Source organism: Streptomyces sp. NPDC031474 (assembly GCF_055581185.1).
Genome location: NZ_JBVIJX010000002.1, coordinates 456,000 through 477,613, shown reverse-complemented (window position 1 = coordinate 477,613; position 21,614 = coordinate 456,000). Strand labels below are relative to the sequence as shown.

Below are 21,614 nucleotides of genomic sequence, written 5' to 3'. Positions count from 1 at the left end.
TCAGCCCTCCGTCGTGGACGGGCCGGGGGCAGCGACCCGCATCAGCAGGCGGCACGCCTTGTCGCCGTCGCGCAGACAGCTCTCGGCCCGGTTCTCCGTCAGGGTCACCCCGAGTCCCTCGGACCAGCCGGCGTGGATGTCGGTGCAGGGGCACCGGTAGCCGTCCAGCGAGCCGGACATGCGCACCATGGTGACGGCGAAGTTCCGGCGCAGCGTGAGCACGATCAGGTCGTCGCCCTCCACCTCGGTGGAGGCGTTGCGCAGTTCCGGCGGGAACATCCGATCCCCGCACTGGTCGTAGCGGCGGCGCAGTTCCTCCAGGTCCTTTCCGGTGTCCCCGCTGTCGGGGAGCCCGCCGGAGAGGCGGGTCACGCGCTGGGCCACGTGCAGGGCCACCTTGCGCAGCGCCTCGGCGTTGATCTCGTTCGCGGCCTCCTGTCCGAACCGGGCGGCCACGCCCTGGTACCAGTGGGCGTCGTGCTGCCACCACAGCCGGTACGCCTCCCCCGCCCGGGCCCGGTGGTTGACGCCGTCCGTGTCCGTGTCCGTATTGGTGTTCGTGCTCATGCGTGCTGCTCCTTGGCGGCGAACCTGTCGCGCATCACTCGCTTGAGAACCTTGCCGGTGGCGCCCTTGGCGACGTCGTCCGGCTTCATCCGCAGGGCCCGGGTCACCGGGGGGAATCCGGCGTCCGTCAGGACGGCGTTGACCCGCCGGGTCCACACCTCGTCCCTGCCGTCGCCGTCGCCGTCGTCCGTGCCCTCGCCGCGGCCTTCCTCGTCGGCGAGTTGGAGCAGCGCGTAGGCCTCGGCCTCTCCGTCGCCGTCCCAGTCCGCCCGGACGCCGTCCGGGGCGACGCCGACGACCGTGCAGTCGGCGAGTTCGGGCAGCTCGGCCAGGAGGAGTTCCTCGGTGCGGGTGCTGAAGACGATCCCGTCGCGGGTGCGGACGGCGTCCGGCGCCCGGTCGAGGTGGTAGAAGTTGCCGTCCTCGTCCTGGTGGGCCAGGTCCCCGGTGAGCCAGTAGCCGCCGAGTCGCATCCTGTTCCAGGTCAGCGAGTCGTTCCAGTAACCGGGCGTCAGGGTCGGCGATTTGAGGCCGAGGCGGCCGATCTGTCCCGGCGGCAGCGGGGTGCCGTCCTCGGCGAGCACGGCGGCCTCGGCGAAGCTGATCGGCTTGCCGACGCAGCGCGAGTAGGCCGAGGTGTCCTTGGTGTGCCGGTTGTGGAAGACGGAGTAGCCGGCTTCCGAGGAGCCGAGCCCGTCCACGAACACCGAGCCGTCCACCCGGGCGCGGCTCAGGTCACGCCGGATCTCCAGATGGCTGCCGTGCCGGACGAGCGCCCTGATGTGCGCCTCGTGCGCCGCGTCCCCGGTGTTGAACCACACCTGCACGCTGGACAGGTGACGCCTCGTCAGGTCCTCGGCGGCCATCTCGCCGAACGTGCCGGCGAAGGCCAGCACGGTGGTCGGCCGGAACTCCTCGACGGCGTCGAGCACGTCGGCGCCGCGTTGGCTGGACAGGAGCTTGATGTCGGTGCGCAGCAGCAGGCAGTAGAGCAGCGTGGCCACCATGGCGTTGTGCGCGCCGGGCAGTCCGACGAGGGTGCGCTCCATGTCGGTGCCGGTGGAGTAGCGCAGCCGGTGCAGTTGCGCGTACATCAGCGTGCGGTGGGTGTGCGGGACGCCCTTGGGCATGCCGGTGGTGCCGGAGGAGTGCGAGATGAGCACCGGGTCGGTCGGGTCGTGCCGGTAGGGGTGGGCCGGCGGCAGCGACGCGCGGTGCTCGGGGCGGATGTCGTCGGCGGTGACGCGGAAGCCGAGCCCGGAGTCGGCCAGCGCCTGCCGATGGGCCTGGTCGGTGAACGCGCCGACCGCGCCCTGCCGGCGGACGTACTCGCCGGCGATCTCCGGGGCCAGATTGCCGTTGACGAACGACGGAATCGCGCCGAGGGAGGTCAGCGCCAGGAAGTTCACGGCGAATTCGGCGCTGGAGGCGGAGTGGACGGCGACCGGGTCGCGGGGCCGCACGCCCTGCGCGGCGTACCAGCCCGCGTATGTCTCGACGACCTCCCGCAGCCGGCCGAACGTGAGCACCTCGGGCCGGCTGCCGTCCGGGGCCCGCCAGCCGCCGTCCGTGCGCAGCACGGCTTCGTCGAGCGGACGGCCGTACGCCGTCAGGCGCTCCAGGACGTTGCCGGCGCCCAGTTCGGGGTCGGAGCAGATCCGGGCCCGCTCCTGCCTACTGATGAGCATGGGAGTCGCTCTCGTTTCTGTCGGCGGTGAGAAGGAAGGCGGAGGGCTGGAGGCGGTGGCTGCCGCCGTCCCGCAGCAGCAGCCGGTGGGCGGCGGCCAGCTCGAACAGGCCCTGGATGCTTCCGGGATGCCGGAGGTCGTCGCCGGGCGGGGGCAGCCGGTCGGCGGTGACGGTCACGGGCGCGCCGGCGTCGGCACGGCCGAGCAGCACCGCCGCCGCGAGGCCCGCGGACGCGGGAAGGCCGGGCACGGGACGGCCGCTGCCGGCGGTCAGCTCCCGGTGCACGGCTGCCGTCCGGGCGCCGCCGCCCAGCTCCACGCCCACCGCCAGGACGCGGTCCAGCTCCGGGTCCTCCAGCAACAGGTCGGCCAGGGCGAGGAGTTCGGCCACCGGGTCGTCGAAGGTGGAGACGCTGAACATCTGCCCCGTGATCCCGAACTCCCGACTGGTGTGGCCCAGCACGGAGTTGGGGGTGGCCTGCATGAACAGCAGCGGGTTGTGGACCTTCCCGGAGACCATGCGGCTGCTGGCCAGATCGGCGGTGGTGGTGTCACCGGTCAGGCTCGCCAGCGCCACCGCGGTGCGGGCGCCGTCGCCGGGCCGCTCGGTCAGACACCGGCTGATCACCTCGTACGTCAGCGGGCTGAAGGCGGACTCCACGAAGCCGGGCAGCCTCGGCAGCGCGATGTCGTCGCCGCGGCCGGTGCCGTGGGTGGCGGTGGCCGTGGCGAGGACGCCGAGCGCGGAACGCAACAGGGGCTTGGTCGTCACGGCCGCTCCAGGACGAGTGCGGTGTTGGCGCCCCCGAAGGCGGCGTTGATCGTGAGGGCGCGGCGCAGATCGGCCTGGCGCGGCCGGTTCGGCACGTAGTCGAGGTCGCATTCCGGGTCCGCCGCGGTGTACCCGGCGGTCGGCGGCAGAACGCCGTCCGTCAGGGCCAGCAGCGTGATCACGAACTCCACGACGCCCGCGGCCTCCAGGAGGTGGCCGGTGGTGCTCTTGGTGGAGCTGACCGGGATCGACTCCGCCCGTTCGCGGAACGCGGCCCGCAGCCCGCGGGTCTCGGCCCCGTCGTTGTACTTGGTGCCGGTGCCATGGGCGTTGACGTAGCCGAGGGCCGCTCCCTCCGGGTCACCGGCGAGCCGCATCGCCTGCCGTGCCGCCCGGGCGAGGCCTACGCCCTCCGGGTGGGGCTGGGCGATGTGGTGGGCGTCCGTCGCCGCGCCCCAGCCCACCACGGACGCCAGTGACCGGGCGCCGCGTCGCCGGGCGTGCTCGGCAGACTCGAGCACGACGACCGCGACCCCGTCGCCCAGCAGCAGCCCGCTGCGGTCGGCGCTGAACGGGCGGACCATGCCGTCCCGGGACAGCGCCCGCCCGGAGTCGAACTTCCCGAAGGTCTCCTCCTCCACGAGGTAACCGCCCGCGCAGACCGCCACATCGGTGCGCCCGGAGGAGATCAGCCGACAGGCGTGGATGATCGCGGCGGCGGAGGCGACACAGGCGTTGGTGAAGGTCAGCCGGGGTCCGCTCAGCGCGAAGTCCGCGGCGAGCAGTTCGGCCAGCCGGGCGGGGACGGCGTCGGACAACGGCACCTGCCCGGCGGCCGGCGCACCTGCCTCGGCCCGCCAGTACCGGGTGACGGCGGTGTGGTCGCCGGCGACGCCGAGCAGGACCGCGGCTTCCGTGCCCGGGCGCAGGCCCGCCATGTCGAGGGCCTGCGCGCCGCACCTGGCGAGCGCGTGGCGCAGCGCCCAGTCCTCGACCGCGTCGGGACCGTCGGGGGCGGCGGCCGCCATCGGCGTACGGTACGGGCCGGTGTCGAATCTCGTGGTGGGCGCGAACGAGGGGACTCCCGCGAAGACTTTGCGCCGCAGCGCCTCGGCGCCGTCGCCGAACGCGGTGCGTACGCCGAATCCGGTCACCGTGACCTCACCGCTCATCGCGGTCGCCCCCCTTCGGTCGGGGCCGGCACGGCGGCGCTGAGGTACTGGGTGAGCCGCCGGAGCGAGGTCAGCCCGGCGATGTCCTCGTCGCTGGGCTCCACGACCAGGCCGTGACGTTCCTCCACCACATGGAGCAGCCACACCAACCCGAGGGAGTCCAGGACCAGTTCGGCGTCCTCGTCGAGGTCGTCGGGCAGGCCGGGGAAGACGTTGCGGTCCGACAGCAGTTCCCGGACGCTGTCGGTGGTGAAGGTGCTCGTGCTCATGCCTTCGCACCGCGTCGGACGACCTCGGCGACGAGCCCGCCGAGCGTCAGCGAGGCCAGGGGCTCGATGTCGGTGTCCGGGATCTCCACGCCGAATCGCGACTCCAGCCGCAGCGTGAGCTCGATCAGGCTGAGTGAGTCCACGTCCAGCCCGCCGACGGTCACGGGGCTCTCGTCCGTGATGCCGTCGCGGCTCGTGAGGATGTTCATCTCGTCGATGACCGCGGTCAGGACGAACTCGCGGATCTCGTCTTCCAGGGTCGACGTACTCATGATCGGCGTCTCCATTGAGTGGTTTCAGGGGAAGGTGCAGCACCCCGGGGGCGCGGGGCTGTGACATCGTGCGGCTCCGCCGCGTGGGCGCGACGAACCACGGACGGCCCGCGGACAACCCGTGGACAACGGACGTCCGGCGTCGCCCCGGTTCAACCCGCGGAGCGCAACGCCGCCGCCTGGCGCAGCAGCTTCCCGTTGGACGTGCGGGGCAGGGTCTCCAGCAGCCGGATCACCCGCGGCAGCTTGTAGTCGGCCAGCCGCTGCCGGCACCAGCGCAGCAGTTCCTCCGCGGTCGGCTGTCCGGCCCCGGCGGCCAGCGAGACGTACGCCTCGGTCACGTCCTCGTGGACCAGGACCGCCTGCTCGACGGCCGGATGCTCGCGGAGCACGTTCTCGACCTCGACGAGGTCCACCTTGAGGCCGCCGATCACGACGAGGGAGTCCGCCCGGCCGTGCACCGTCACCGCCCCGGAGCCGTCCACGGTGGCCCGGTCCCGGGTGTGCAGCCAGCCGTCGGTGTACTGGGCGCCGCCGGTGCCGAAGAGGTACGGCGACTCCTCCAGGGCGACGTCGAGTTCGCCCCGGTGCTCCCGGAGCACGACGCCCGGGGCGGCCCGGCCGACCGCCGGCCGCAGGGCGCCGCCGGTGTCCATGGCGACCACGCCGGTCTCGGTGGTCCCGTAGGACTCGCCGACGGGCACCCCGTAGCGGTCGGCGAAGTGCGCCGCGACCGGTGGGGGCATCAGCTCGCCGCCCGAGACCGCGACCCGCAGGTCGCCAGTTGCGGGGGGATCGAGGGCGGCGGCGAGCAGTTCGTAGTGCATCGGCACCCCGAACAGGGCGGTCACGTGATGGTCGGCGGCGGTGCGCAGGATGTCGCGGGCGGAGATCCGGGGGGCGAAGACCACCGAGACCCCGGCCGCGAGGGAGTGCAGCAGCCCCGCGACGAGGCCGAAGCTGTGCGCGGTCGAGCTGAGCAGCAGCAGCCGGTCGCCCGGGCCCGGCATGCCGGGGATCCCGGCGAACCGGTCCACCTCGGCGGCGAGCGACCGGGCGGTCCTGCCGATCACTTTCGGCCGCCCGGTGGATCCCGAGCTGAACTGGACCAGTCGGTGGTCGGTGGCCGCCGGCCGGCCGCCGCTCTGTCGCTCGGTGACGACCTCGTACGCGGACCGGAAGCCGAAGGTGGCCTGGACGTTGATGCCGGCGCTCACCATGAACTGCGGCCGGCAGACGGCGCAGAGCCCGGCGACCTCGGCCGGTTTGAGCCGGAAGTCGAAGAGCAGCACCTGCGCGCCGAGCCGCCACAGCGCGAGCAGCACCTCGACCTGCGTGAAGCTGGGCGGGGTGCGCAGCCCCACCGTGCCGCCGGGGCCGATGCCGTAACCGGCGAAGACCGCGGCCTGTTTGGCCACTCGCTCGCGTAACTCGCCCCGAGTGACGATCTCTTGACGGTGGATCAGGTAGGGAAGGCCCTCGTCCTGCGCCTCGAAGAGACGCCGGACGAGCGGTCTCATCCCGTCGTCGCGGTCGTCCGCGCCGGCCGGTGACAGGTGCTCGCCCATCGGCCCTCAGACCTCCTTGCAGAACTCGCCGATGGGCAGGCCCACATGGCGCTTGTCCGCGGCCAGGTAGCCGAGCAGTTCGTCACCCGCCTGCAGCTCGGTGACGTTGAGGACCTTGCCGCCCGGGCCGAGCACCCGTACGTGCCAGTCGTCCTGCACGGTCAGGCTGACCAGGCGGCCGTCCTCGGCGTGGGTGCGGATCTCGAGGAGCGGGCGGGACTCGAGTTTCGCCCGGCCGACCACCACCCGTCGGGTGCGTCCGTCGGCGCCGACGGCCAGCAGGGCGCTGCCGGAGCCGACCTCGCTGAGGTAGTTGGTGCGGTTGTCGGGCCCGAGCGTGTACGAGTGCAGGGCGCCGGCGTTGACCCGGAACGGCCTGGTCGGCATGTAGGGCAGCGGGTGGGTCTCGCTGCAGCACAGCACGAACCCGGAGGAGTAGGAGCCGACGAGGATGCCCTCGTCCTCCTCGAAGTGCGAGCAGGTGTCCACGCAGACCCGGTCGCCGAGTCCGACGTGCCGGATGCTCTCCACGGTCAGCGTGGACAGCTCCAGCTGGGGCGTGGTGGCCTCCAGCAGCCGGGCCAGCGCGAAGACGTCGTCGGCGCTGCGGGGCGTGAACAGGATGCCGTCCGAGCCGCGTTCGAGCACGTCGAAGACGATCGCGGCCTCTTCCAGACCGTCGACGACGGTCACCAGCTTGCCCTCGGCGGACTCGGCGGCGGCGAGCACGATCTCCAGGGGGATCTTGGTCGGGTCGGCGAAGTGGATGACGGTGTAGGGCAGTGCCATGGCGCCCGAGCACGACAGCCGCAGGGTGCGGTCGTCCCGTACGCCGATGAAGCCGGCGACGGGGGTGGTGGCGGCGCTGCCGCCGGTGGCGCGGTTCGCCGTGGCGAGGGCGTCCAGCTCGTCCTGGGCGGCGAACTTCCGCAGCAGGACGTCGATTCCGGCGGGCTTCGACTCCTTGGCGCCCTTCGTGCCCGCCGCGTCCTTCGTGCTCGTGGCGTCCTTCGTCGCCTTGTCGTCGGGTTTCTTCCCGGCCAGCGTCGTCACCGCCACGACCGGACCGTCGGCGGCCAGGACCCGGGTGATGGTCGGGGGCAGCGTTGCGAGCAGCTCCGCGTCGGCGGAGAGCACACCCGCCATGCGGGCGTGGACGGCGGCGTCCACCACCGCCTGGAGCTGCGGACGGGGGACTTCACGGAGATCGATCCACGCAAACCTCATGCGACACCTGCCACGATCGTCGAGTAGTTGCTGGTTGTGGGGGTCATGCTCATCTCGGCAGCGATCCCTCCCCCGCCGTGCACGACCGCGGAGAGCCGGGACACCAGTGCGTAGGGAGAGGGCGAGGAGAAGATCCGGCGGCCGACGGCCAGTCCGCGGCAGCCGGCGGCCATCACCGCGGCGCCGTACTCGACCAGGTCGGAGTCGTCCGGCGGGCCGCCGGCCGCCAGGACCGGTATGGGGCTGTTGGCCACGACCTCGGCCATCCGCTCCAGCGGCAGCGCGACGGAGGTCTTCACCATGTCCGCGCCCAGGTCAGCGGCGACATTGGCCACATGGGCGAGGAGGGCCGGGTCGCGCGGGTCGTCGATCCGCGGGCCGCGAGGGTAGACCATCGCGATCAGCGGCATGCCCCACGCGTCGCAGGATCCGGCCACCGCCCCCAGGTCGGCGAGCTGCTGGGGCTCGGTGTCCGAGCCGATGTTCACATGGACGCTCACCGCGTCCGCGCCGAGCCGCAGTGCCTCTTCGACGTCGGCGACCAGCACCTTGGCGTGGACGTCGGCGGCACAGGAGGTGCTGGCGCTCAGATGCACCACGAGGGCGCAGCGTTTGAGGATGTCCGGCGCGAAGGCGCGGGCCCGTCCCTTGTGGACGATGATTCCGTCGGCCCCACCGTCCACCAGTGCGCGCATCAGGTCGTCCCACTTGTCGGCGGGGACGATCGGACCGTCCGAAACACTGTGGTCGAGCGGCACGAACAGATGCCGGCCATCCCCCGCCAGCGAAAGTCTTCTTAAGCGCAATAACTTGCCGGTTTTCAGCATGGGTAATACGCCTTCCCAGCCTGGAGACAGCATTTCAGGGAATCCGGACCGGAGCAGCCTGATGCAGTCGCCATGTCTGAAAAACGATGGTCGTAGAACTTTCAAGTTCCCCCGCCGCCAGCATTCCGTGCGTGATCAGCCGTTGGCAAGGTGTGATCGCCTGCAAATATTCATACAAGGTAACGCATGAGTATTTGACAGCGGGTTGACAGGTCAGGCGGGTTGACGCGGTCGGAGGGTGGTGTTCAGGGTAGTTTCTTCGCTTTGTGCCGATGTCACGTGTAAATCAGCTCTCATTTCGATGGAGAAGCCTTCCGGGTCGAAATTGAATTCGCGGAGGAGGGTGACAGGGGCGCTCTTGTTCGTGTTACATGCGAGGCCTTCCCTCCCCATTCGGTCCCGGCCCGTGCGACCGTACGGACCGGGCGTATCGGAAGTGACTCCCCATGCCTGAATTACCGCCCAATACCGCCCTCAAGCCCATTTCCCCGACGGCGCCGCGGACCACCGGGACCGCCGGAAACGCCAAAGTCACCGGGACCGACGCGCCGCGGGTCGCCGTCGCGAGCCTGGTAGGCACGACCATCGAGTACTACGACTTCACGGTGTACGGGACCGCCTCGGCACTCGTCCTCGGTCCCGCCTTCTTCCCCTCCGGCAACGCGGCCCTCTCCTCCCTGGCCGCCTTCCTCACCTTCGCCGCGGCCTTCCTCTCCCGCCCCCTCGGCGTCGTCGTGTTCGGCACGATCGGCGACCGGCTCGGCCGAAGACGAGCCCTGGTCATCTCGCTGCTGATGATGGGCGTGGCGACGGTCGGCGTCGGGCTGCTGCCCACGTACGAGACCGCCGGACTCCTCGCCCCCGTCCTGCTGGTGGCACTGCGTCTGCTCCAGGGCGTCAGCATGGGCGGCGAGTGGGGCGGGGCGGTGCTGCTCGCCGCCGAACACGCGCCGCCCGGCCGCCGCGCGCTGTACGCGTCCATTCCGCAGGCCGGCCCCTCACTCGGCTTCCTGCTCTCCACGGCCGTCATCCTGCCGACCATGAACATCGTGGGCATGGACGGCTTCACCGACTGGGCCTGGCGCATCCCGTTCCTGCTCAGCACCGTCCTGGTCGTGGTCGGCCTGTGGGTGCGCACGACGGTCTCCGAGTCCCCGGTCTTCACGACCACGGCACGGACACCGGAGTCGAAGGCGGCGCCCCGATTCCCGCTGGGCACGATCCTCAGGCAGTACCCCGGCCGGCTGCTGCTCGGCACCGGCGCGGCGCTCGGCGGCTCGGCCGTGTACTACCTGACGATCGTCTACAGCCTCTCCTACGGCCCGCAGGAACTCGGCATCCCCCGGAACACGATGCTCACCGCCGCGAGCATCGGCGCGGCGGCCGGAATCGCCGTCACCCTACCGGCGGCGAGGCTGTCCGACCGGATCGGCCGCCGCCCGCTGATGTTGGCCGGAGCCGTCGGCTGCGTGGTGTGGGCCGTCCCCATGTACGCCTCGCTGAGCTCACGCAACGGCCTGGTGATCACCGGCGCCTACACGGTCGGCCTGATGTTGCTCGCGCTCATGTTCTCCCCCGTGGCGGCCTTCCTGCCGGAACTGTTCCCGGCGCGGCTGCGCTACACCGGCGCCTCCGCGGCCTTCATCCTCGCCAACACCCTCGGCGGCGGCTTCGCCCCGCTCGTCGCCACCTGGCTGAACAGCCACTGGGGGTCGCCGCTCGTCCTCGGGTTCTACACCGGCGGACTCTGCCTGGTGAGCCTCCTGTGCCTGCTGGCCCTGCCGGAGACCCGCGACCACGAGTTCGACGTCTGACGCTCGCGGGCCTCCGTGACGACGCCCTCTTCACCACCGGCCCGGGCGATGCCCGTTCCACCGGGCCATGGGTACAGTCGGCGCTGATCACGCACGCACGGGGATGCCGAGGAGGCCGGGGTCATGGCCGTGGACGAGTTGGACACCCGCATCCTGCGCCTGCTGCTGGAGCAGCCGCGCACGAGCGTGCGGGAGTACGCCCGGCTTCTCGGCGTCGCGCGCGGCACCCTGCAGGCCCGCCTCGACCGGCTGGAGCGGGACGGCGTGATCACCGGCACGGGGCCGTCCCTCTCCCCCGCCGCGCTGGGCCACCCGGTGCTCGCGTTCGTGCACATCGAGGTCACCCAGGGCCATCTGGACGAGGTGGGCGACGCGCTGGCCGCCGTACCGGAGATCGTCGAGGCGTTCTCCATCACCGGTGGCGGCGACCTCGTGACGCGGGTCGTGGCGCGCGACAACGAGCATCTGGAGGACGTGATCCAGAAGCTCATCAGCGTGCCCGGCGTGGTCCGCACCCGCACCGAGGTGGCCCTGCGGGAACGGGTGCCGCACCGGCTGCTGCCGCTGGTGGAGTCGATCGGGCGCGCTGCCGCGAAGTAGCTCCCGGTCCGCAACTCTCAGTCTCGTCAGGACCGTTGACGCACTCCCGTCCCCCCTCTAACGTCTGGTCGACCATCCGCACATTGTTCGCAATGTCGAACAAGCGAGGGGGAGCGACCCCCACGTGGACCGGAGGAGCAGCACATGGCACCGCCCCTCAGCAGACGGATCCTTCTCCAGAGCGCGATGCTCGCGGCGGCCGTCCCCGCACTCTCCGCCACGGCGGCCACCAGAGCCTCCGCGGCCGCCGTCCCGCCGTCGGCGGCCTGGTCCCTGCAGCCCTTCCCGCTCGAGGACGTCGCCCTGGGCCCCGGAGTCTTCGCCGCCAAACGGCAGTTGATGCTCGACCACGCCCGTGGCTACGACGTGAACCGGCTGCTGCAGGTCTTCCGCGCCAACGCCGGCCGCTCCACGCTCGGCGCGGTCGCCCCCGGCGGCTGGGAGGGCCTGGACGGGGAGGCGAACGGCAACCTGCGCGGCCACTACACCGGGCACTTCCTCACCATGCTGTCCCAGGCGTACACGAGCACCGGCGAGAAGGTGTTCGCGGACAAGATCCGCACGGCGATCGGCGCGCTGACGGAGGTGCGCGAGTCGCTGCGGCACGACCCCACCGTGCTGAGCGTCGACGGCAGGTTCGGTACGGCCGTGGAGCACGTGCGCGGCTCCTACCAGTACGTCGAGCTGCCGTCCGGCGTCCTCGGCGGCGCCGCGGAGGTCACCCTCGCCGCCTGGGTGAGGCCCGCCCATGACGCCGGCTGGACCCGGATCTTCGACTTCGGCAACGACACCACCCGCTATCTCTACCTGGCCGCACGCAACGCGAGCGGCGTGCCCCGGTTCGCCGTCACCACCGGCGGGGCGGGCGGGGAGCAGGGCATCAACGGCACCGCCGCGCTGCCCCTGAACCAGTGGAGCCACCTCGCGGTGACGGTCGCCGCGGGCACCGGAACCCTGTACGTCAACGGCACGGCCGTGGCCCGGAACACCGCCATGTCGCTCACCCCGGCCGCCCTCGGCACGCTCGCCCACCACTGGCTCGGCCGGTCCCACTACGCGTCCGACCCCGTCTTCGCGGGCGCCTTCGGCGGCTTCGACGTGTGGTCGCGGGCGCTGACCGCCGACGAGGTGACGCAGTTGCAGAGCGGCCGGACGGCCGGCGACCTCGCCTCCTACGCGTTCGACGAGACCACGGGAAGCACGTTCGCGGACGCCTCCGGGCACGGCCTGACCGCCACCCTGCGCCGCACCTGGGGCGGGCCCAGCCATCCGGGCTTCCTCGCGGCCTACCCGGAGACCCAGTTCATCCAGCTGGAGTCGATGACCGGCAGCGACTACACCAAGGTGTGGGCGCCCTACTACACCGCCCACAAGATCCTCAGAGGGCTGCTGGACGCCTACCTCGCCACCGACGACGACCGCGCGCTCGACCTGGCCTCCGGGATGTGCGACTGGATGTACTCCCGGCTGTCGAAGCTGCCCGGGGCCACGCTCCAGCGCATGTGGGGCATCTTCTCCAGCGGGGAGTTCGGCGGCATCGTCGAGGCGATCTGCGATCTGCACGCGCTCTCCGGCAAGGCCGAACATCTCGCGCTGGCCCGGCTGTTCGACCTCGACAAGCTCATCGACGCCTGCGCCGCGAACACCGACACGCTCGACGGGCTGCACGCCAACCAGCACATCCCGATCTTCACCGGCCTCGTGCGGCTGTACGACGCGACGGGCGAGACGCGCTACCTCACCGCCGCGAAGAACTTCTGGACCATGGTCGTACCGCACCGCATGTACGGCATCGGCGGCACCAGCACGGGCGAGTTCTGGAAGGCGCGGGACGTCATCGCGGGGACGATCGGCGCGACGAACGCCGAGACGTGCTGCGCGTACAACCTGCTGAAGCTGAGCCGGACGCTGTTCTTCCACGAGCAGGACCCGGCCTACATGGACTACTACGAGCGGGCCCTGTACAACCAGGTCCTCGGCTCCAAGCAGGACACCGCCGACGCGGAGAAGCCGCTGGTCACGTACTTCATCGGGCTCACCCCTGGCCATGTGCGCGACTACACGCCCAAGCAGGGCACGACCTGCTGCGAGGGCACCGGCATGGAGAGCGCCACCAAGTACCAGGACTCGGTGTACTTCAAGGCCGCCGACGGCAGCGCGCTCTACGTCAACCTCTACAGTCCGTCCACGCTCACCTGGGCCGAGAAGGGCGTCACTCTCGCGCAGAGCACCGACTTCGCGCGCGAGCAGGGCAGCACGCTGACGGTGCGCGGGCGGACCGCTGCCTTCGCGTTGCGGCTGCGGGTGCCGTCCTGGGCCACGGCCGGGTTCCGGGTGACGGTCAACGGGCGGAAGGTCAACGGGACGCCGACGCCCGGCAGTTACTTCACGGTGTCCCGGACCTGGCGGGACGGGGACGTCGTCCGGGTGGCGATGCCGTTCCGGCTGCGCGTGGAGCAGGCGCTCGACGACCCGTCCCTGCAGACCTTGTTCTACGGCCCGTTCAACCTGGTGGCCCGCGACCCCTCCACGCAGTACCTGGAGTTCGGGCTCTACCGCAACGCGGCCCTCTCCGGCGACCTGCTGCCCTCCCTCACTCCGGTGAGCGGGAAGCCGCTGCACTTCACGCTCGACGGCACCGAGTTCGCCCCCTTCTTCGAGGGCACCGAGGATCCCGCGCACGCGTATGTGCGCAGGACCGAACCCCGGGTGGTGTTCGGGAACAGCGACTCGGGCGTGGCCAACCCGGCGAAGGCGGACGGCACGACCCTGCTCGACGAGGTGTGGGCCGCGGCGCCGTTCCGTGGGAAGCCGGCGCTGGTGACGCGGGTGCGGACCGTGGTGGACGCATGGGTGGCCGCCGGGCTGCTCACGCAGGCCGACGGGGAGACGGTGGTGCGTACGGCACGCGGGGCGACCTTCGTGCCGTAGGACCGGCGGACCGGGGCGCGAGGGCCGGCGGGCCGGGGGTGTGAGGTCCGGCGGGTCGCTACGACCGGCGGCGGGGCTTGCCGCCGCCGGTTCCACGACGGCCGCCACCGCTCTTCGTCCCCCCGCTCTTCGCGCCGCCGCTCTTCATGCCCCCGGCCCGGCCGCCGACGCTCTTACGGGGCGCGCCGCCGCCCGGCTGCGCCTTGCGCGGCTGGCGCTCCTTCGCCGGGGGCTGCTGGGCACGGCCCCGGGTGCTGTTGACCGTGCGGCCGCGGACGATGCCGATGAAGTCCTCGACCAGGTCGGTGGTCGCCTCCTCCGGCCAGGAGAGCGCGACCTCCGACTGCGGGGCGTCGACGACCGTGCGGTAGGTGAGATCGCGGCGGTGGTGCAGGCGCGCCAGGGACTGGGGCACGACCAGGACGCCGATGTTCGCCGCGACCAGCTCGATCGCGTCCTCGGTGGTCGCGGGGCGCTCGAAGGCGGGCTCGCCGGGCGGCTGCTCCCAGCCGAGGACGTCGTCGACGGGGTGCAGGACCACCTCGTCGGCGAGGTCGTCCAGGGTGATCTCCTCGGCCGCCGTGATCACGTGGTCCTTGGGGACCACGACCACGGTCGTCTCGGTGTAGAGGGGGATCGCGCTGAACACCGTACGGTCGACCGGGAGGCGCACGAAGGCCGCGTCGGCGGCACCCTCGCGCAAGACGTCGGAGGCTTCGGCGGGGGTCACCTGGAGGAGGGTGAGGGGCGTGTCGGGCAGGCGCTCCTGCCAGATCCGCGCCCACTTGGCGGGCGTCACTCCGGGGACGTACGCGAGCCGGAACGAGGGGGAATCCGCCGAGTCGGTCATCCCGCCAGGCTACCGGCTGTGGTCGGAGGTCTCGTCAACGGCCGATACCCTGGGATGTATGAGTTCGCAGCAGAGCACCCAGACGATGAAGCCCGCCACCGCGGCGAAGAAGCTGGGTGTGTACCTCCCCGCCACGCCCGCCGAGTTCCAGGAGGGCGTCGTCTCGCGCGCCGAGCTGAACGAGCTCCAGGCGAACCCGCCCGAGTGGCTGCGGACACTGCGCGAGACCGGCCCGCACCCCCGTCCGGTGGTCGCGGCCAAGCTGGGCGTCTCCATCGCGGGTCTGGCCCGCGGCGGGGTGACCGAGGCGCTCACCACCGAGCAGATCGAGGCTCTCAAGGACGCCCGGCCACAGTGGCTGGAGAAGGAGCGCGCCACCCAGGCCGAGGTCCGCAAGGAGACCGTCCGCATCAAGAAGCGCGACGCGGAGCGCACCGAGTCCTGAGGCACCCGGCGTCCTGACGCCCGCGAGTCGCCCTGGGGCAGTCGCTTTGACTACGATCTGGGCAGGTTCACCGACGTGGGTGTTTCGAGGTTGCTGGGGGTTGGGATGGTTGCTGGTCGTGTGGTGCGCTTCGACAGCCAGCGCGGTTACGGGTTCATCGCGCCCGACGACGGCGGGGAGGATGTATTCCTGCACGTCAACGACATGCTGATGCCGGAGTCGCAGGTGCGCCGGGGCATCGTGGTGGAGTTCGAGATCGAGGACGGCGAACGCGGTCCGAAGGCGTCCGGGGTACGGCTCGCGCGCGGCGCGGACGGCAAGCCCCTCGCCGCCGACGACGACGTCCTGTGCGATGTGCTCAGCACGGAGGAGTTCACCCGGGACGTCACGGAGGCGCTGCTGACGTCGGCGCCCTCGCTCACCGGCGAGCAGATCGTCCAGGTGCGGGCCGGGCTGGCGCAGTTCGCGAAGAACCACGGCTGGGTCGAGGGCTGACCTGCCGCCCGGCGCCCGACGCCGGGTCCGAGGCGGCCCGGGCCGGGCCGCCTCCTCCGCCGCCCGCGCCTGTCCCCGGGCCGGTTCCCGGGCGTGTTCCCGGCCCTGTCCCAGCCTCCGAACCGGCGCCTCAGGAAGGGCCTGACCAGTCCTGATCGGCTGTCGGACCCCGTTGTCAGTGGCCTGTTCTACAGTTCCCGTCACTTGATCACTGCGGGTGCGGGAGGCACACATGGGGTGGGTGTCGGCCGGCGACTACGAAGTCGCTCTCGACGACGGCAAGGTGGTGTGCCGCAACGCGGCCGGGCGACGGCTGAAGTCCGTGCCGCCCAAGATCGCCGACGATCCGGCGGTGGTGGGCCTGCGTCAGCTCACCGAGTGGCTGGAGCGGCACGAACGCCAGTGCCTGGCCGACGTGGAGCGCTGGATGGTGCGCTCGCTGCCGGTGCCGCTCGCCGTCCTCGCGCGGGTGTGGCCCGACCCCGCGTGGCAGGCCGCCCTGCGCGACCTCGTGGTCACCGGGGCCGACGGCGAGGTGGCCGGGTTCCTGCGGGACGCCGACGCCGAGCGCGGCCTCGGCCTGGTCGACCTCGACGGCGACACCGTCCGCATCGCCCCGGACCTCGTCCGCCTCCCGCACCCCGTGCTCCTCGAAGACCTGGAGGAGCTGCGGGAGTTCGCCGTGGAACTCGACGTGGAGCAGCGCGCCCAACAGCTCTTCCGCGAGGTGTGGCGGCGGCCCGCCGCGCTCGACGCCGAGAGCACCGCCGTCGAGGAGTACGCCGGCGGGGTGTTCAAGGAACAGCGGTTCCTGCACGGCCGGGTCACCCAGCTCGGCCACCGCGTGCGCGGCGGCCACGCCGTCACCTCCGTCCTGGAGGACGGCCGCACCGTCGAGGCCCGCGTGTGGGTCGGCGACTACGAGGGTTACGAGCAGGCGGAGACCGGCCCCCTGGTGTTCACCGACTCCGCAGGGCGGGTGCTGAAGCTCGGTCAGATCGGGCCGGTGGCCTGGTCGGAGGGCATGCGCATGGCCGCCGCGCTGTACGCCGGGCGGGACGTCGAGGACGAGGAGCGGGCGGCATGACGACCTACGACGAGACCACGGCGGCCACCCTGCTCGACGCGGGCGCCGTCCTGCCCCCGGGCAGCACAGCCCGTGAGGACGCCGACACGCTCACCGTCCGCACGTACCGCCATCCCGCGCTGGACGACCGGCGGATCGTGCGGCTGGTGCCGGCCACCCTGGGCGAGGCCGAGGACCTCGCGCTGGACTTCCTCGGGCTGGCCCGGGAGACGGAGACCCCCGAGGTCGGTCAGGTGCGCCGGGAGACGCTCGGCTTCCCTGCCTGGGCGCTGGTCCACGACCCGGCGAACGGCCATCACGCGCTGGCGCTGGTCAAGGACGTCGAACGGCTCGCCCGGCAGGCCAAGTCCCGCCCCGGCAACGCCAAGGACGGCTTCGAGGAGCTCGGCACCCGGCTCGGCCGGGCCGTGCCGCACTTCCTGCCCACGTTCTACGAGCAGGCCGCCCGCGTCTTCCTCCAGCACGAGAACACGACGTACGCGTCCGCGTTCTTCGGCAAGGCCCGCGAGGCCGAGCGGGTGCACGCGCTGGCGGTGGACGAGGAGCGGCAGCGGGCCGTGTTCCTGGAGTTCGCCTTCGCCGGGGCGCTGACGGTCAAGGCACTCAAGGAACACGTCAGGGCCCTCACCACGCGGCTCGACCCGGCCGCGGCCTGGGCGCAGTTCCGGCAGCTGACCGTGGAGCGCTGCGCCGCCGGGATGCCGCCGTACGCCTCGCTGCCGCAGGACGCGCGCGGGCTGATCAAGGCCGCAGGCCTCGACCGGGTCAGCGAGGAGTGCGCCCTGGTCGCCGATCTGCTCGCGTCGCCCGCCGCGGTCCGGGCCCCCGCGTCCTTCTGGAACTCCTACCGGTCGACGCTGGCCGTCCTCGCGGAGCAGCGACCGGGGGTGCGGGAGCGGCTGTTGGAGATCATGCCGGCCGGCCTGGGCGGTTCCGTCGAGGACGACGAGTTCTGGCTGGCGCTGCTCACGGAGTGCGGTGCGGACCTGCTCCTCACCGGTGAGACGGCCTCCGCGGCGGACCCGGCGGACTGGCTGGGCCGGTGGGCCCTGCACCGCAAGCACGGCGGCAACGTCAGCGACCGTTCCCCGGCCACCCTCGCCCTCGTGGAGCGGATGGCGCCCCGCCTGCGGGAGCGGGGCCGTCCCGTCGACCTGTGCACGGGCCGCTGGCACGCCGGCGCCGACCTCGACCTGCTGGACCTGTGCGTGGCCGAGCGCGTGCCGCTGACGCTGCCCGGCCCCGACCAGGTCGTGTACCTCTCCCTGGACCGCTGGCTGCGCGAGCCCCGGCCCGGCCGGCGCGACCTGACGGCGACCGCCGCCGATCCGCGCTTCCGGCGCCTGCTGTACGCCGACATCGGCACCGTCAGCAGCTTCCGTCCCGCAGCCGAGGTGCTGGAGGGCCTGGCCGCCCACCCCGTGCTCAGTGATGTGCTGCGCGGATGGTTGGACGACGCGGCCGGGGAGCTGGCCTCGGCGGTCGGCCTGCCCGCCGCGCGGGCTGCGCTGGAACGGCTGCGCCCGTTCCGCGCGGTGGCCGCCCGGGTCAGCCCGGCCGCCGTCGCGAAGGTCGCCGCGCACGAGGTCGCGCCCCTGCTCGGGCACACCCTGCGCGCCGGGATCCTGGACGAACTGGGCTGGCCCGCGCTCGAGGAGGCGCTGCGCCGGATCGACGCCGAGACCAAGCCCGGCCGCGACCAGGACAACCCGCTGACCGTCCAGGAGGCGTGGCCCGCGCTGATCGTCTCCCGCAAGCACAAGGTGCTCGTGGTCGGCCCGGAGGAGATCCTGCTGGAGCACGACCTTCGGCTGCCCGTGTCCCCGAGCCGCTGGCAGCTTCCGTCGTTCCGCTACACCGACGGCGAACTGCTGGTGATGTGGCGGGAGGACGGCAAGCAGTTCGGCTACTGGTCCGCCCGCCCCGCCGACGTGTTCCCGCTCACCGGCGACCAGATTCCCCACTACTGGTACGGCGGCAGCGAGGCGGGCACCCCTTCGATCCCGCTGCCCGACGGCGGCCGCGCGGGCGGCGGGCGCACCCTGCACGCGGGCGACACCGTCCTGCCCGCCGGCCGGCGCGTCCTCGGCGACGGCACCTCGTACTGGCGTCAGGGCAGGCAGGGCCGGCTCCACGTCTGGCTGGAGTACGACCCGGCCACCGGCACGCACGGGCGCGCCTCACTGCCCGCGTTCCTGCAGTCCGGCATCCATGAGGACGCGACGCTGCTCCAGCAGCACTGCGAGCTGCTGCCGCTCCAACCGGGCCTGGAACAGAGCCCGTTCGGCACGGACGGCACGGTCCTCGGGCGCTGGGTGCGCACTGAGGGCGAGGGCGCCGAGGCCCGGACGGTCGTCGGTACGCCGGACGGCCGGACCGTCGCCCTGCCATGGGCCGGCGGCCGGGCGCCGGGCGTGCCGCTCGGCTCGCTGCGGCTGCCCGGCGGGGCCGAGCCCGTCGCCGTCCGGCTCCACCGGCAGATCGCCCTGTACGCGCGGGACGACGCATCCGCCGCCGGGGAACTGGGCCGGGTGACGCCGATGGAGCGTGGCAGCGAGTTCGCCGCCGGTACCCGGTTCGTCCCGCCGGTGGAGTTCTGGCACGCCCTTCGCCCGCGCGACGAGCGCGCGTCGGCCGTCCTGCGCGCGCTGACCGACGAGCAGGCGGCCGGACTGCTGCGCACGGCGGCGCAGGCGCTGGATGAGCGCCAGGCGAAGTTGGCGGCGGCCAGGGCGGTCGACGGGACGTCGCAGAGCAAGGCCGTCGTCCCGGCCGCGGACGAGGTGGTCCAGGAGATCGTCTCCCGCGCCCTGCCCGCGCTCGGCGACTCCAGGCTCGTCACGGGTGTCGCCGCGCTCGTGCGCGCGATGCTGCGGCTCACGGAGTCGGCCGCCTCGTTCGTGGCGCCGCCGGTCGAGCGGCCGAAGGCGGAACGCGGCCGCGTCGACGGCATGTTCGCCGACTTCGAGCCCGAGCACGGCGACGACGAGACGCTCCGCGAGGCCACCACCGGCCTCGTCGAGGTGCAGGGCTGGTGGGGCAACGAGACGCGGTGGACCACGCTGCGGCAGATCCGCGCCGTCAACCACGTGCTGTCCGGGAAGCAGGCCGACGGCAAGCCCTTGGCCGAGGCCTCCCGGTCCGCCGGCGTCGCCGACGGCTGGCGCAGCGACGAGTTCACCGTTCCGGGCATCGGCCTGCTGTGGACACCCGTGCTGGACGTGCTGCGCCCACTCGCGTACCGCGCAGCCGGCCCGACGGTGACCGACGCTCGGCGCGAGGCGCTGCTCCTGCTGTTCGAGGCGATCGCCGACGGGCCGCTGGCCGCGCCGGCGGGCGCGCTGCGCGAGGTCGTGCTGAGCGAGCCGCACGAGAAGCAGGAGCGGGTCGGCCAGGTGCTGCGCCGGGACGGCCGTACCGTCGTCGTCCTCGGCTGCCAGCGCCTCGACCCGCAGGCCGGGCGGGTGCACTGGCTCGCCCTGGACCACGACCCGGCCGGCGTGTTCGGCGCGATCGCCCACTTCACGCTGGAACGGGAGACCGCGCACCCGGCGGTGTTCCCCGCCGACGCGCTGGCCGCCGTCACCGGACTCGTCCGGGACAAGGGACCGGCGCCCTGGCAGCCGGAGGCGCCCGCCGCGCTCGCCGCCGCCTCGCGCGGCGGGCTGGGGCCCGTGCAGGCGGCGCTGCTGCTCGCGGCCAGGCCGAAACAGCTCACCGCCGAGGTGATCGCCGCGACCGGGCTGAAGCCTCGTCAGAAAGAGCTCGGCGACGCCCTGTTCTCGTCGGTCGGGCACGACGACCGGGCGGCGCTCGTCGGCGCGCTGCTGCCGCACCGCCCCGGCGACCTGTGGACGGCCGGTCCGGACATCGAGGCGGCGGCCCGGGCGTGGGCCGAGCGGCTCGGCGCGGTCGTCCGGCTGCCCGAGGACCTCGCCGGGGAGCTCTCCCTCGGCGGCCTGCCCACCGGCTCGGCCGAGGAGGTCCTCAACCCCGGGCTCACCCCGTGGATCAGCCGCACCACCGTCCAACGGCCGGACAAGGACGGCAACCTGGTCGCGGAGGACCCGCGGGCGCTGCCCGGCCGGTACGACCTGACGCGTGCCGTGGCCGCCCTGGCCGGGCTCGCCTACTCCCTGCCGTACGGGCACCCGCTGCGGGCCGTCCTGCCGGAGAGCCTGGCCGCGTTGCGCCGCCGCGTCACCGACCCGGGGCTGCTGGTCGACCTGGACGTCGCGTGGACGGACAAGGGCTCCTCGACCGCCGTCGAGCTGCGCAAGGCGTACGGGCTGCCCGCTGCCGGGGGCGCCGGCTCGGACGGTCTGACGCACGTGGGCGAGGCGCTGGTGCTGCGCCCGTGGTACGGCGACCAGGAGACCGTCCTGGTCCGGCCGGGCGCGCTCGGCTCCCCCGACGACCCGGTGTTCGGGCTCCTCGAAGGGCTCGTGGGGCTCGGACGGGGCCATGGCGTGTGGGCGCTGCGGACGATCCTCGACGAGGAACTCGCCCGCGCGCTCGCGGCCGGAACCGACGCCGAGGGGCCCGCCGGGTACGCCCAGGACCCGACCTTCAGCGTGCCGGAACTCGTGGTCGAGGTCGCCGCGGAGCACGGCTTGAGCGAGGACGCGGCGGCGCTCTACCTCCAGTTGCTGGCCCTCCCGGACCCCACGGACCGCAACTGCGTGCGCTGGACCGGCTGGAAGCCCGCCCGGACGAAGAAGGCCCGCGTGGAACTCGCGGCGACCCGCCTGGTCGTCGAGGCCAAGCGGCCGCGTGCCGCGCGCACCCTCTTCCTGCCGGGCGGCTGGCTGGACCTGAAATCTCCCGCGCTGCCGGTGGAGACCTGGAAGGAGAGCCTCTACCCGGTGCGCGCCCAGGCGCGCGCGGTGCCCCTGGTGCCGGTGCCCGAGCTGTTCACACGCGCGTGGGACCGCGTCCGCGCCGGTGACGCCCCGGCCTACGAGCAGCTCACCACTCGGACCACCCGTAAGGGCCGCCGATGACCGCCCTCCCGCCCCGCCTGGAAGAAC

17 protein-coding genes are annotated in these 21,614 nt (G+C 72.7%); 7 read left to right on the top strand and 10 right to left on the bottom strand.

Annotated features, from left to right (window positions below; all coding sequences use genetic code 11):
- From ACZ5SK_RS05060 to ACZ5SK_RS05020, 9 genes are all read right to left on the bottom strand, one after another.
- Positions 1–567 (bottom strand): hypothetical protein, encoded by a 567-nt coding sequence (locus tag ACZ5SK_RS05060; RefSeq protein WP_334582631.1) that lies wholly within the window; start codon positions 565–567, stop codon positions 1–3.
- Positions 564–2,255 (bottom strand): class I adenylate-forming enzyme family protein, encoded by a 1,692-nt coding sequence (locus ACZ5SK_RS05055; RefSeq protein WP_468575356.1) that lies wholly within the window; start codon positions 2,253–2,255, stop codon positions 564–566. The genes ACZ5SK_RS05060 and ACZ5SK_RS05055 overlap by 4 nt, the downstream gene beginning before the upstream one ends.
- Entirely contained in the window at positions 2,242–3,027 is a 786-nt protein-coding gene (locus ACZ5SK_RS05050; protein ID WP_334582633.1) for a hypothetical protein, read from the bottom strand. Before ACZ5SK_RS05050 ends, ACZ5SK_RS05055 begins: the two co-directional genes overlap by 14 nt.
- Positions 3,024–4,199 carry a beta-ketoacyl-[acyl-carrier-protein] synthase family protein gene (locus ACZ5SK_RS05045; RefSeq protein ID WP_361706466.1) on the bottom strand — a complete coding sequence of 392 codons (1,176 nt, stop codon included), beginning with the start codon at positions 4,197–4,199 and terminating at the stop codon, positions 3,024–3,026. Before ACZ5SK_RS05045 ends, ACZ5SK_RS05050 begins: the two co-directional genes overlap by 4 nt.
- Positions 4,196–4,468, bottom strand: coding sequence for a hypothetical protein (locus ACZ5SK_RS05040; protein ID WP_079664134.1), 273 nt, complete (start codon positions 4,466–4,468; stop codon positions 4,196–4,198). Before ACZ5SK_RS05040 ends, ACZ5SK_RS05045 begins: the two co-directional genes overlap by 4 nt.
- Positions 4,465–4,740: an acyl carrier protein gene (locus ACZ5SK_RS05035; RefSeq protein ID WP_231976156.1), complete on the bottom strand. Its 276-nt coding sequence runs from the start codon at positions 4,738–4,740 to the stop codon at positions 4,465–4,467. Before ACZ5SK_RS05035 ends, ACZ5SK_RS05040 begins: the two co-directional genes overlap by 4 nt.
- A gap of 152 nt (positions 4,741–4,892) precedes the next feature.
- Positions 4,893–6,308 (bottom strand): class I adenylate-forming enzyme family protein, encoded by a 1,416-nt coding sequence (locus ACZ5SK_RS05030; RefSeq protein WP_334582635.1) that lies wholly within the window; start codon positions 6,306–6,308, stop codon positions 4,893–4,895.
- A 6-nt stretch (positions 6,309–6,314) separates the two neighbouring features.
- Positions 6,315–7,535, bottom strand: a complete 1,221-nt coding sequence (locus tag ACZ5SK_RS05025; RefSeq protein ID WP_334582636.1) for a 3-dehydroquinate synthase II family protein — start codon at positions 7,533–7,535, stop codon at positions 6,315–6,317.
- On the bottom strand, positions 7,532–8,362 hold the full coding sequence (locus ACZ5SK_RS05020) for a 2-amino-3,7-dideoxy-D-threo-hept-6-ulosonate synthase (RefSeq protein WP_334582637.1): 831 nt from the start codon (positions 8,360–8,362) through the stop codon (positions 7,532–7,534). Before ACZ5SK_RS05020 ends, ACZ5SK_RS05025 begins: the two co-directional genes overlap by 4 nt.
- Positions 8,363–8,808: 446 nt before the next feature.
- Here ACZ5SK_RS05020 and ACZ5SK_RS05015 point away from each other — a divergent pair, with 446 nt between their 5' ends.
- The 3 genes from ACZ5SK_RS05015 (at position 8,809) to ACZ5SK_RS05005 (ending at position 13,707) form a co-directional block, all read left to right on the top strand.
- Entirely contained in the window at positions 8,809–10,176 is a 1,368-nt protein-coding gene (locus ACZ5SK_RS05015; protein WP_334582638.1) for an MFS transporter, read from the top strand.
- Between the two features lie 123 nt (positions 10,177–10,299).
- The gene (locus tag ACZ5SK_RS05010; protein ID WP_334582639.1) at positions 10,300–10,776 is read left to right on the top strand and encodes an Lrp/AsnC family transcriptional regulator; all 477 of its coding nucleotides are present in this window, start codon (positions 10,300–10,302) and stop codon (positions 10,774–10,776) included.
- Positions 10,777–10,920: 144 nt separating this feature from the next.
- Positions 10,921–13,707 carry a beta-L-arabinofuranosidase domain-containing protein gene (locus ACZ5SK_RS05005; RefSeq protein ID WP_361706475.1) on the top strand — a complete coding sequence of 929 codons (2,787 nt, stop codon included), beginning with the start codon at positions 10,921–10,923 and terminating at the stop codon, positions 13,705–13,707.
- 58 nt (positions 13,708–13,765) lie between these two features.
- Here ACZ5SK_RS05005 and ACZ5SK_RS05000 read toward each other — a convergent pair whose 3' ends face one another.
- On the bottom strand, positions 13,766–14,557 hold the full coding sequence (locus ACZ5SK_RS05000) for a LysR family substrate-binding domain-containing protein (RefSeq protein WP_361706478.1): 792 nt from the start codon (positions 14,555–14,557) through the stop codon (positions 13,766–13,768).
- 58 nt (positions 14,558–14,615) lie between these two features.
- On the opposite strand from ACZ5SK_RS05000, the gene ACZ5SK_RS04995 reads away from it, so the two are divergent.
- The 4 genes from ACZ5SK_RS04995 to ACZ5SK_RS04980 all read left to right on the top strand — a co-directional run bounded on the left by ACZ5SK_RS04995 (position 14,616) and on the right by ACZ5SK_RS04980 (position 21,587).
- The gene (locus ACZ5SK_RS04995) at positions 14,616–15,002 is read left to right on the top strand and encodes a DUF5997 family protein (RefSeq protein WP_334582642.1); all 387 of its coding nucleotides are present in this window, start codon (positions 14,616–14,618) and stop codon (positions 15,000–15,002) included.
- Positions 15,003–15,107: 105 nt separating this feature from the next.
- Entirely contained in the window at positions 15,108–15,497 is a 390-nt protein-coding gene (locus ACZ5SK_RS04990) for a cold-shock protein (RefSeq protein ID WP_079664124.1), read from the top strand.
- Between the two features lie 232 nt (positions 15,498–15,729).
- Positions 15,730–16,584: a DUF4132 domain-containing protein gene (locus tag ACZ5SK_RS04985; protein ID WP_334582643.1), complete on the top strand. Its 855-nt coding sequence runs from the start codon at positions 15,730–15,732 to the stop codon at positions 16,582–16,584.
- Entirely contained in the window at positions 16,581–21,587 is a 5,007-nt protein-coding gene (locus ACZ5SK_RS04980; protein WP_457493854.1) for a hypothetical protein, read from the top strand. Before ACZ5SK_RS04985 ends, ACZ5SK_RS04980 begins: the two co-directional genes overlap by 4 nt.
- Positions 21,588–21,614: the final 27 nt, after the last annotated feature.